The organism is Burkholderiales bacterium (genome assembly GCA_036262035.1).
In the GTDB taxonomy this organism is placed as follows: Bacteria; Pseudomonadota; Gammaproteobacteria; order Burkholderiales; family SG8-41; genus JAQGMV01.
In genome coordinates this window covers 411,768-423,497 of the sequence record DATAJS010000005.1, presented here as the reverse complement: position 1 = coordinate 423,497, position 11,730 = coordinate 411,768, and the positions used below count along the sequence as shown (strand labels likewise).

Sequence of the window (11,730 nt, the reverse complement as noted above, 5' to 3'; positions counted from 1 at the left end):
ACCTGATCGCGAAGATTGATTGCTTCGTGCAGCAATACAACAAACACTGCAAGCCATTCATATGGACCGCCACCGCCGACTCGATCATCCAGAAACTGGAACGGCTTTGCAGGCGAATTAACGGGACGGCACACTAGAAGTGGTAGGCGTACGCGCCGCTTTACAAAGCGGCGTCCAACCTGTATAAATAACCAGTATCGGCTTCACAACCCCATCGTATCAAAGGAGTTGCGATGGCGGCTACTGCTTCCTGCACGCTCGAGCAAACGCGTCAGGACTACGGGCCTGCGCGCCCGCGTCTGGTGGACGAGTTGCGCGGCGTCATTCGCCGCAAGAACTACAGCATCCGGACCGAGATCGCTTACGTCGATTGGGTGCGGCGGTTCGTGCGCTTCTGCGATATGACTCACCCGCGCGAGTGCGGAGCGGCGCACGTCGAAGCGTTCCTCACGCACCTGGCGGTCGAGGGACGTGTTACCGCCTCAACGCAGAATCAGGCACGAAGCGCATTGCTGTTTCTGTACAAGGAAGTGCTCGGTATGGAGCTGCCGTGGCTGGACGATGTCGTCACGGCAAAGAGACCCGCGAAACTCCCGGTGGTCCTCACGGTCGACGAGGTGCGGCGGCTGCTCGATCGGACCGATGGGGTTCACGGTCTCGTGCTGACGCTGCTGTACGGAACCGGGATGCGCGTGCTGGAGGCGCTCAGGTTGCGCGTGAAGGATGTGGATTTCGAAAGCCGCGAGATCGTCGTGCGCGAAGGCAAAGGGCTGCGCGACCGCGTGACCATGCTGCCGGAGTCGCTGATCGCCGATCTTCGTCTGCAGCTCGAGCGCGCGCGGAGAATTCATGCGATCGATCTCGAGGACGGCTATGGCGAGGTCTATCTGCCGTTCGCCCTGGCGCGCAAGTATCCGCGCGCGGGACGTGAATGGCGCTGGCAGTATGTCTTCCCGGCGGACCGTCGGTCGAAGGATCCTCGCGGCGGAGCAATTCGCCGTCACCACGTTCTTCCTCAGGCGGTGCAGCGCGCTTTGCACGAGGCATTGCGACGCGCCGGCATCGCGAAACCGGCGACCCCGCACACGCTCAGACATTCGTTCGCCACGCATTTGCTCGACAGCGGTTACGACATACGCACGGTGCAGGAGCTGCTCGGCCACCAGGACGTTTCCACGACGATGATTTACACGCACGTATTGAACAAGGGCGGCCGCGCCGTGGTCAGCCCGCTCGATCGCAAGTAGAGCCGATGCCGCTCAAGACGCTCACCGGCAAGCACGCCGATCCTCGCAAAGGCCGCGGCTCCGGCATCAATCCCGAAGGCCGCTTCGAGACGATTCAACGCGAGGCGTTCGACGATGGCTGGGATACTCCTGAAGACGGCGATCCGCCGCCGCTCAAGACGCAGGTCACCGTGGAGCGCGTGAAGAGCATCATCTCGCGCAATCAGTCGCCGGATCTGTTTTTCTCGCAGTCGCTCAACCCCTATCAAGGCTGCGAGCACGGTTGTGGTTACTGCTATGCCCGTCCCTCGCACGCGTTCAAAAATCTCTCCCCCGGCATCGACTTCGAGACGCGCCTCTTCGCGAAAGCGAACGCGCCCGAAGTGCTGCGGCAGGAGCTTTCGGCGCCGAGCTACCAGTGCGACGAGATCATGATCGGCGCGAACACCGACCCATACCAGCCGATCGAGCGGCAGTGGAAGGTCACGCGCTCGGTGCTCGAGGTGTGCTCGGAGTTCAACCAGCCCGTGGGGATCATCACCAAGAACGCGGGGATCGAGCGCGACATCGACATCCTCGCGCCGATGGCGGCGAAAGGGCTCGCGGCGGTGACGATCTCGTGCAACAACCTCGATCACGAGATCGCGCGCAGGCTCGAGCCGCGTTGCTCGGCGCCGCGGCGCCGGCTGCAGGCGATCAGGGCGCTGTCCGACGCGGGTATCCCGGTGTGTGTGCTGGTCGCGCCCGTCGTTCCGTTTCTCACCGACGACCAGATCGAGCCGGTGCTCGAAGCCGCGTGGGAGCACGGCGCGCGCTCGGCGGGTTACGTGCTGCTGCGCCTGCCGTGGGAAGTGAAGGACATCTTCAAGGACTGGCTGGAGCGCCACTATCCGCTCAAGGCGAAGCATGTGATGAGCCGCGTGCACCAGATGCGCGGCGGTAAGGACAACGATCCGGGGTTCGGCTCGCGCATGGTCGGTGCGGGACTGCTGGCCGAGCTGCTGGAGAAGCGTTTCGACATCGCCGCGAAGCGCATCGGCTACAACACGCAGCGCGCGCGTGGCCTGGACAGGACGCTCTTCAGGGTGCCGGGGAAGCCGGACCAGATGGAGCTCTTCTGAGAAGGATGGGGCGGGTAACGTTTACACGCTGCCGTAAAAACAAGGGCGGTAGCGATGCCGGCGCGAGCGCTGAATGAGGGCGTCCGGACGAGCCCGCAGGCGCTGTCGTGGTGGCACGACACTTGCGACGGGACATTCGGCAACGAACCTTCACGCTTCTGATGAAAACCCGAAAAAGATCGGCGCTCAGCCCGCGCGCACGCAGCACCTCGAATCCCGGCATTACGAAACCGAATTTGTTCCGCCTCGACGGCGGCTATATCGTCCTCGATGAGGCCGCGGTGCGGCGCGGCGCCGAAGGCTTGAGCGCCATCGCAGCCGATTGGCGCGAGCATCACTTCATCGCGATCACCGGCGCGCCGGCGGGCGCGACCGCGGACGATCTCGCCGAGCTCGGCCGCGCGGCGCAGGCGTTCGACCGCGTCGTGATCTGCGAATCGTGCGACGCGGGCTGCGCGACGGGCAGCCACGCGGCCGCGATGTTCGCGCGCGCTGTGCGCAGCGCGGGCCGCGCCGAATGCCTCGTGGTCGGCGACCCTCACCGGGCGCTGCGCCATTGTGTGGAGAGCATGGTCCCGGGTGACGCGGTGGTCTACTGCTGCGGCGACATCGAGACCGCCGAGCGCATCCTCGGCGAGTACGGCGCGGTACCGGTGGACAAACCCGCCCGCACGCGCGCCGAGGTCAAGACCGGCACACGCGTTGCACCAGGCGGCACGACAGGGGAGCTCACAGCAGCACGCATTTAAGAAATCGTATCGAACATGAAAAAGATCTGGCAGTTTCGCAAAGAAGAGAGCCGCAAGTGGTACTGGCTCGAGCTCGACGACATGGGGCGTCTGCTCCGCAAGAGCGCGAATTACTTCAAGGAACGTATCGACTGCGTGGCGCACGCCATGCGGCACGGCTACGTGCATCCGCGACAGCGGGCGCTGGCGAGCAGGCTGCAGCCGGCGCGGATCCCGAGACCGCAGCGTTGAACGGCGCGCCGCGTTAGCACGCACCCTACGTAGGATGCGCGCTAGCGCGTCGCGCTTTACACCAGCACCGCCCCCGGGAACGACCTGAACGCATCCGCGAGCCGGATGCGCCCGTCCTTTACTTCCACCGTCTCGCCCGTCAGCAGGTTCGTCAGCGGCCGCGCGAGCGGGCCGGACTCGATCGCGGTATCGCCCCAGATCGCCTGGCCCAGCGGCAGCTTGCCTTCCTCGGTTCCGAGCTTGCGGAAGAGCCGGCCGGCGATCACCACCATCGAGCGCCCGCGGTGGCGGCGCAGGTACGCGATGACATGATCCGCGTGCTCGCCGTGCGCGTGCAGCGGCAGGTAATCGCCGTGACGGAACAGGTCGGCGTGATCGCGGCGATGTGACAGCACGCGCGAGACGATCCAGAGCTTCCCGCGGCCGTCGAGTCCCGACGCGGCGAGCGCCCTGGCGTCGCGGGCGACGTTCGCGCTCTGCGCGGAGCGCTCGATGCGATCGAGCATCTCCGCGCGCTTGCCGTAATCGACCGGCCTGCGGTTGTCCGGATCGACGAGCGAGAGATCGGCGATCTCGTTGCCCTGGTAGATGTCCGGGACGCCCGGCGAGGTGAGCTTGATGAGCGTCATCGACAGGCTGTTCAGCATGCCGAACCACGCGAGCGTGGCGCTCTTCCCGGCCAGGTCCTTGAGAAAGAGGTTCCGCCCGCCGGCCGCGAGCAGCGCCGCGACGAACGCCGACACCGCGCTCTCGTAGTCCTCGTTCGGGTTGATCCAGCTCGTGTGCACTTTCGCTTCACGCAGCGCTTTCTGCATGTAGGCCTGGATGCGCTCGCGGTAGGTTTCCAGCGCGTCGCCCGATTCCTGCGCGTAGCTCCCGAGCAGCACCTGATAGAGGAGGTACTCGTCGTTCGACGACGGCGCGGGCTTGTCCTCGACCGCCGTCTTCTTGCTGCGGTTCATGCGCTCCCAGCGCTTGAGCAGCGCGCGCCACTCGGCGGGCATCTCGGAGAGCACGTCGATGCGCGTGCGCACGTCCTCGCTGCGCTTGTTGTCGTGCGTCGAGGTGCCGAGCATGGTGTGCGGCCGGTGCGCGCCGCGCTCGGCGCTCGCGCCGTGGAAAGCGGACACCGGCATGCCGAACTGGCCGGGATCGCCGCCGACGTCGTTGAGCGAGACCAGGCGGTTGTAGCGATAGAACGCGGTGTCCTCGATGCCCTTGGCGGTCACCGGTGCGGTGAACTGCTGCACTTTCATCGCGAAGGCGCGGATGCGCTCGCGCAAGGCCGGCGGTGCGTCCTCGGGCGCCTCCGCGAGCAGCGTTCGGCGGAGGAACTCGAAGATCGCGGTGTCCGCCGCCCGGCTGCGACGCCGCGCCTGCGCGACTGCCCACTCGATGTAGCGGCGGTCCTGCGCCGAAGGCCCATCGACGATGTAGGTGCGATAGACCGGGAAGCACGCGACGACCTCGGCGAGCGCGCGCCGCAGGCTGTTGAGCGTGTAGTCGCGCGTGCGGCGGTCGGCCAGCGCGACGCGCGAGAGCTCGGTGGCGAGCATCATCAGCGGCGCCGACAGCGCGGCGCGCTGCACCGCACGCTTGCCGTCGTGCACCGATTCTTCGTAATCCTCGGCTTCAGGGGCGAAGGCGCGATAGACGCGCTCCATCTCGTCGGCCGCGGTGCAGTCGACGAGCACGTTGTTGACCACCGTCGCGAAGCGGTAGCCCGACGTGCCGTAGACCGCCCACGACTCGGGCATCTTCTCGTGCGAGGCCGCGATCTTCTCGATGACGACGTAGAGCGGGCGCGGCGGTCTGCCGTCTTCGCCCGGCTCGGCGACGATGTCCGCTGCCTGCGCGTAGCGCTCCTGCAATCGCCGGAAGTACTGCTCGGGATCGTACAGCCCGTCGGGATGGTCGATGCGCAGCCCGTCGACCTTGCCCTCGGCGCACAGCTTGAGCACGAAGCGGTGGGTCGCGTCGAACACGTGCTCGTGCTCCATGCGCAGCGCGGCGAGGTCGTTGATGTCGAAGAAGCGGCGATAGTTGATCTCGTCGGCCGCCACGCGCCACGACGAGAGGCGATACGCCTGCTGCTCGAGCATGCCGTGCAGCTTCTCGAAGCTCGCCGCGTCGCCGGGCCTGCCGTTCAGCGCCTGCACCGCGCGGTCGACCGCGTTCGCGACGCCTTCGTGCTCGGCGGCAAGGCGCGCGAGCTGGCGCTTGTGCACTTCCTTGTCGCGCTGGCGGCGAAGCTTCTTCTCGACGTCGGTCTCGCGCCGCGTCGGCAGGTTCTGGAAGCCTGACGCGATGCTCTCGAGCTCGGCCTTCGCGTCGGCGGGGACGTCGCCGTGCAGCGTCGCGGCGGCGGCTTCGAGGATGGTCCGGTACTGGCGCGGCGCGAGCGGGAAGCGGTGGTCGTAGTAGCACACGAAGAACTCGCCGCGCTTGGCGTGGAACGAGAGATTGAGCTCGCCGCGCTCGAGCACGTGGCCGTACTGGTCGCCGAGCACCGGCACCAGCACCTTGCCTTCAAGCGCCGGGTTCGCGGGGTGCCACTCGATGTCGAAGAAGTCGGCGTACGCGGACGCCGGCCCGTTCTCCAGCACGTCGAGCCACCACGCGTTGTCCGCGCCCATGACGCCCATGTGGTTGGGCACCATGTCGAGGATGTGGCCCATGCCGTGCTGGGACAGCGTCTCCACGAAGCGCTCGAAATCCTCCGCGGTGCCGATCTCGGGATTGAGCGCGTTGTGGTCGATGATGTCGTAGCCGTGCGTGCTGCCGGGCCGCGCCTTGAGGTACGGCGAGCAGTAGAGGTGCGATACCCCGAGCCGCGCGAGATAAGGGATCAGCGCGGTCGCGTCGTTCAGGGTGTATCCGGCGTTGAGCTGCAGGCGATACGTGCAGCGGGGAATCTTCGCCTGCAGCTCACCCGGCTTTGGGCGCGCGGTCTCCGGCGAAGGTCGGACGCGCTGGAGCATCGCGGTCATCTCGAGGCAGCGCGGGTCGCGGTCCATCTCCTCGAGCGAGATCGGCAGCTTGCGCCGCCAGTTCGGATGCTCGTCCACCGTGCCCGGCATGTTCGCCTGCTCGCGCACCAGCAGCACGTCCTCGGGCTGCACGCCCATCAGCCGCGACGGGCTGCGCGCGAGATACTCGTGCACCGCGCGCGAGAGCTCGGGCGTCATCGGCGACTCGTCGGGATCGATCGCGCCGGGCTCGACGAGCTTCTCGCGCTCGAGCGCCTTGACGAGGCGCGCACGCTCCTGCACCCGGCCCGCGACGAATTTCCTGCGGACTTCCTCGGACGGGAAGAGATCGAGCGCCTGCCGCACCTCCATGTCGCGGCCTTCCCACCAGCCGGTGAGCGTGCCGAGGTCGTGCGTCGACACCGCGACCAGCGCGTTGTCCGGATAGACGTCCGGCGGCAGATACTCGCCGTCCTTGTCGCGCTCGAACATCATCAGGCGATACGACATGACGTGTCCGCGCGAAAGACCTTCGCGCACTTCGTCGGGCACCGTGCCAAGGTCCTCGCCGATCACCATGCACTCGTTGCGACGGCTTTCGAGCGCGAGGATGGTGACGAGGTCCTTGAAGGGATAGCACACGTACGCGCCTTCGGCGGCCGAGGCGCCGGGCGGTATCCAGTACAGCCGATACAGGCCCATGACGTGATCGATGCGCAGCGCGCCGGCGTAGCGCATCGTCGCGCGCAGCGTGTCGATGAACGGGCCATAGCGCGCGTGCTTGAGCGCTTCCGGCCGCAGCGGCGGCAGGCCCCAGTTCTGGCCCTTGAGGTTCACTTCGTCCGGCGGCGCGCCCACGCTCGCGCCGACCGCGTAGACCTCCTGGTTCGCCCAGCTCTCGGCGCCGCCGCGGTCGATGGAGATCGCAAGATCCTGGTAGACGCCGACACCGTAGCCGAGCTCGTCCGCGCGCGCGTTCGCCCGGCTGAGCTGCAGCGCGGCCTGCCACTGCAGGTATTCGTAATGCTCGATGCGCTCGACGTTGTCTTGCGCGAACTGCGTGACTTCGGGCGCGTCGGGGCGGCGATACGCTTCGGGCCACACCGGCCAGCCCCACATCGACTGATCCTGCCGATGGAAATGCTCCTGCAGCGCTTCGAACAGCGCGTGGCGCCGCAGGCGCTCGCCGCCGTGCTTCTGAAAATCGCGGAACGCGCGGCCGCGCTCCGCGTCGGGCTCGAGGTGGTGTTGCCTGAAGTGACGGTAGGCGAGCTCGAGCAGCGGGAACTTGAGCGCCGAGATCGCCGCGTAATCGACGAGCTCGCTGCCGCGCGCGGCCTGGAGCTTGGTCTGGAACCCGGCGGTGCCCATCGCGGCCAGCACCTCGGCCGACTCGCGCGCGTCGGGCACCGCCTCGACGTCGATGTAGATCACGTTGAAGAAGAGCCGCGACGACGGGCTGTACGGGCTCATGTGCAGCGGGTTGTGCGGGTAGAGCGCGTGCAGCGGATTGGCGCCGACCACGCCCGCGCCGCGCTGGCCCCAGCGCTCGACCACCGATTTCAAGTCGGTGTAGTCGCCCATGCCCCAGTTGCGCTCGGAGCGCACGCTGTAGAGCTGCACGACCGGTCCCCAGACGCGCGCGCCGGCCTCGATCGCCGGCGGCAGATAGCAGCTTGCGGGGCCGACGATGAGCATCACCCAGTCGTCCGCGGAAAGGCCGGGCCCTTCGAGCGTGTAACGGTGATAGCCGTACGGCAGGCGGTCGTTCCAGTCGAACGCCACCTCGACGTAGCGCTCGCCGTCGATCTCGGCGCGGTCGACCGTCGCAAGGTCGCTCGGCCGGAACACACCGTCGCGCCGGCCTTCGCCTTCGATGTCGAACGTCCAGTTGTAGGTCGTGCCGGATTGCGTTTCGGGAAAGCGGAAGCGCATGCGATAGGGCGCTTCGTCGACGGCGAAGACCGCCGCGCGCGGCACGACTTCGCGCCATGCGAGCGCCTCGTGCCGCTGAACGGCGCCTTCGATGTCCGATTCGTCCTCGATCGCGCCCAGGGCTTTGAGCAGCGCGATGCGCGTCGCATCGGAAGCGCGCTGGCGGTTGCCCCAGATGTCGGCGTATTCGGAGACCACGCCGAAACGAGTGCAAAGGGCGTCGAGCGCGGATCGGGAATGGGCTTGCTGGGTCATCGGGGCGTTCATGTCGGACTCGGGCACACGGTGCTCGCGTCCGTAGAAGCATGACTCAGGCCGGGCCGCTTTCCTGAAGCAGGACCATGGACCGCGCATGCAGCGGGTAAGTCTCGCCCGTGCCGATGGCGTGGGCCGGCGAGAGCCGGTGCTCGTAGGCGGTGTCCATGACGACCAGCCAGCGCGATTCGGGCACGTAGGTCGGCAGTTGAAAGCGGATTTCGCGGTCTTCGGCGCTGAAAAGCACGAGAAAGCTCGCGTCGGCGAGCGGCTGGCCCTGCCGGTCGATCTCGGCCAGCCCCTTGCGCGAAATGTAGGCGCCCAGCACGCGGGCGTCCGAGCGCCATTCGGTGTGGGTCATCTCGCCGCCGTCGGGCCTCAGCCAGATGATGTCCTTCACGTCCGCGCCGGGCAGGGGACGGCCGTGAAAAAAATTCCTGCGCTGGAACATCGGGTGCTTGCGGCGCAGCCGGATCATGCGTGCGAAGAACTCGCACAGCCGCTCCCGCTCGGGCGTCGCGCGCCAGTCGTACCACGAGATCTCGTTGTCCTGGCAGTAGGGGTTGTTGTTGCCGCGCTGCGTACGGTCGAGCTCGTCGCCGCCGAGCATCATCGGCACGCCCTGCGAGAGCAGGAGCGTCGCGATGAAGTTGCGTTTCTGGCGCGCCCTCAGCTCGAGGATCCCGGGGTCGTCGGTCTCGCCTTCCACGCCGCAGTTCCACGAGCGGTTGTTGTCGAACCCGTCGCGGTTCTCCTCGCCGTTCACCTCGTTGTGCTTGCGGTCGTAGCTGACCAGATCGCGCAGGGTGAAGCCGTCGTGGCAGGTGACGTAGTTGATGCTCGCCTGCGGCCGGCGGCCGCCGTGCTGGTAGAGGTCGCTCGAGCCGGTGAGACGCGCCGCGAAGTCGCCGATGATGCCGCGGTCGCCTTTCCAGTAAGCGCGCATGGTGTCGCGGTACTTGTCGTTCCACTCGGTCCACCCCGCGGGGAAGTTGCCGACCTGGTAGCCGCCCTCGCCCAGGTCCCACGGCTCGGCGATGAGCTTCACCTGCGAGATCACCGGGTCCTGCCGGATGATGTCGAAGAACGCGCCGAGGCGGTCGACCTCGTACGACTCGCGCGCCAGCGCCGAGGCGAGGTCGAAGCGAAAGCCGTCGACGTGCATCTCGGTGACCCAGTAGCGCAGCGAGTCCATCACGAGCTGCAGCACGCACGGGCTCATGGTGTTGAGCGTGTTGCCGCAGCCGGTGTAGTCGACGTAGAAGCGGCGGTTCTCGGGCTTCAGCCGGTAGTAGGCGGCGTTGTCGATGCCGCGGAACGACAGCGTCGGACCGGTATGGTCGCCTTCGGCGGTGTGGTTGTAGACCACGTCGAGGATGACTTCGATGCCGGCGCGATGGAACGCCTTCACCATCGACTTGAACTCGGAGATGCTGCCGTTCGAGAGGTAACGGCATTCGGGCGCGCAGTACGCGATCGAGTTGTAGCCCCAGTAGTTGCGCAGGCCGCGACGGACGAGGAAGCGGTCGTCGACGAACGCGTGCGTCGGCAGCAGCTCGATGGCGGTGACGCCGAGGCGCTGCAGGTGCGCGATGATCGCCGGCGTGGCGAGCCCCGAGTAGGTGCCGCGCAGCGAAGGCGGCACGCCGGGGTGACGCATGGTCATGCCCTTGACGTGCGCCTCGTAGATGATCGTGTCGCGCCACGGCGTGCGCAGGCGGCGGTCGTCGCCCCACGTGAACGCCGGGTCGACGATACGGCACTTCGGCATGCCCGCGGCCGAATCGCGGCGGTCGAACGACAGGTCCTCGCGCGGGTGCCCGGCGCGAAAGCCGTAATGCGCGTCGCTCCAGTTGATCGAGCCGTGCAGCGACAGCGCGTAGGGATCGATCAGGAGCTTGTGGGGGTTGAAGCGGTGGCCTTCCTCGGGCTTGTAGGGGCCGTGGACGCGGTAGCCGTACAGCATGCCCGGCCGCGCTTCGGGCAGATAGCAGTGCCACACCTGGTCGCTCTGCTCGGTGAGCGTGATGCGTTTTACTTCCCTGCGGCCTTTCTCGTCGAAGAGGCAGAGCTCGACCTTCTCGGCGTGCTCGGAGAACAGCGCGAAGTTCACGCCTTCGCCGTCCCACGTCGCGCCGCGCGGATACGGGCGTCCAGGCCAGACGGTGGTGATCGAGGGGAGCATCGTTGTTGTTATGTCCCGTTACGGCTGACGCCGGACGGCGAATATTAACCGCCAAGGACGCAAAGGACGCAAAGGAAAAGCAAGAGTCGTCATTCCCGCGCAGGCGGGAATCCATCTTCAACCGTTCGAAGTCAGAATGGATTCCCGATCACATCGCGCTGCCGCGCGGTCGGGAATGACGATGTTTTCCCCGCGTCCTCTGCGTCCTCTGCGGTAAAGTTTTTGACTTTTCGAACTAGAAATCCTGGCGCCCGCCGGTCTGGCTGCGCTTGGTCACGTCCTCGATGCGCGGGCGGTCTTCGCGGCGGCGCGGCCACCAGCGCTCGAGCATCTCGGCAGCCCAGCCCTGGCCGCCCAGGCCGAAGGCGAGGGCGAGGGCGAGCACCGTGCCGCCGAGCAGGATGAGGAAGCTGTAGCGCACGATGTCGCCGCCGATCTGCATCTGCTCGAGCGCGATCAGGAACACGAACGCGAGCGTCGCGTACTGCGCGAGCCTTCCCAGGAGCTCGCCGTCCTGTATCCCCGCGTTACGGCAGTGCGCCATCACGACGCCCGCGACGAAGCGCGCGAAATACGCGCCGAGCGTGAGGATCAACAGCGCCAGCATGAGCCGCGGCACGAACAGCAGCACCTGGCGCAGGAGCTCGGTCACGTAGTTCATGCCCATCGCGTTGAACGCGGCGACGAGCGCGGCGAGGATCACCACCCAGTAGACCAGCACGCCGAAGATGTCGCTGGTATCGCGCTTGATCCCGCCCTGGCGCAGGAACTCGTCGAGGCCGGCGCGCTCGGTCAGCACGTTGAAGTTGATCGCGCGCAGCGCCTTCACCACCGCGAAGCGCGCCATCTTGGCGAGCAGCCACCCGGCGATGACGACGACGATCGCGAACGTGAGGCTCGGCAGGAACGCGCCGAAGCGCAGCCACGCGCCGCGCAGCGGGTCGAGGAGGGCGTCGAATTCCATTGTCGGTAGCTCCTTACGCCGCGCCTACAGGCGCGGTGTCACGAATCTCCCCTCGCCCCGCGTGCGGGGAGAGGGGGCGGGGGTGAGAGGACGAA

Annotated in this window: 8 protein-coding genes; 5 read left to right on the top strand and 3 right to left on the bottom strand. The window is 66.9% G+C overall.

From position 1 onward, the window contains the following. From VHP37_04925 to VHP37_04905, 5 genes are all read left to right on the top strand, one after another. A partial coding sequence (locus VHP37_04925; GenBank protein HEX2825667.1) for an IS630 family transposase occupies window positions 1–137 on the top strand: 137 nt, incomplete at its 5' end. A 96-nt stretch (window positions 138–233) separates the two neighbouring features. Beyond that, window positions 234–1,247, top strand: a complete 1,014-nt coding sequence (locus tag VHP37_04920) for an integron integrase (GenBank protein HEX2825666.1) — start codon at window positions 234–236, stop codon at window positions 1,245–1,247. Between the two features lie 5 nt (window positions 1,248–1,252). Continuing rightward, a complete protein-coding gene (locus VHP37_04915; GenBank protein ID HEX2825665.1) occupies window positions 1,253–2,347 on the top strand; it encodes a PA0069 family radical SAM protein in 1,095 nt (364 codons plus the stop codon). Window positions 2,348–2,583: 236 nt separating this feature from the next. Beyond that, window positions 2,584–3,096 (top strand): hypothetical protein, encoded by a 513-nt coding sequence (locus VHP37_04910; GenBank protein ID HEX2825664.1) that lies wholly within the window; start codon window positions 2,584–2,586, stop codon window positions 3,094–3,096. A 15-nt stretch (window positions 3,097–3,111) separates the two neighbouring features. Further along, entirely contained in the window at window positions 3,112–3,327 is a 216-nt protein-coding gene (locus VHP37_04905; protein HEX2825663.1) for a hypothetical protein, read from the top strand. 56 nt (window positions 3,328–3,383) lie between these two features. Here the strand turns inward: VHP37_04905 and VHP37_04900 are convergent, their stop codons facing one another. The 3 genes from VHP37_04900 to VHP37_04890 all read right to left on the bottom strand — a co-directional run bounded on the left by VHP37_04900 (window position 3,384) and on the right by VHP37_04890 (window position 11,635). Beyond that, window positions 3,384–8,486 carry a malto-oligosyltrehalose synthase gene (locus tag VHP37_04900; protein ID HEX2825662.1) on the bottom strand — a complete coding sequence of 1,701 codons (5,103 nt, stop codon included), beginning with the start codon at window positions 8,484–8,486 and terminating at the stop codon, window positions 3,384–3,386. A gap of 55 nt (window positions 8,487–8,541) precedes the next feature. Further along, on the bottom strand, window positions 8,542–10,671 hold the full coding sequence (glgX, locus tag VHP37_04895) for a glycogen debranching protein GlgX (protein ID HEX2825661.1): 2,130 nt from the start codon (window positions 10,669–10,671) through the stop codon (window positions 8,542–8,544). Between the two features lie 235 nt (window positions 10,672–10,906). Continuing rightward, complete coding sequence (locus VHP37_04890) at window positions 10,907–11,635, bottom strand: hypothetical protein (protein ID HEX2825660.1); 729 nt, start codon at window positions 11,633–11,635, stop codon at window positions 10,907–10,909. Window positions 11,636–11,730 lie beyond the last annotated feature (95 nt).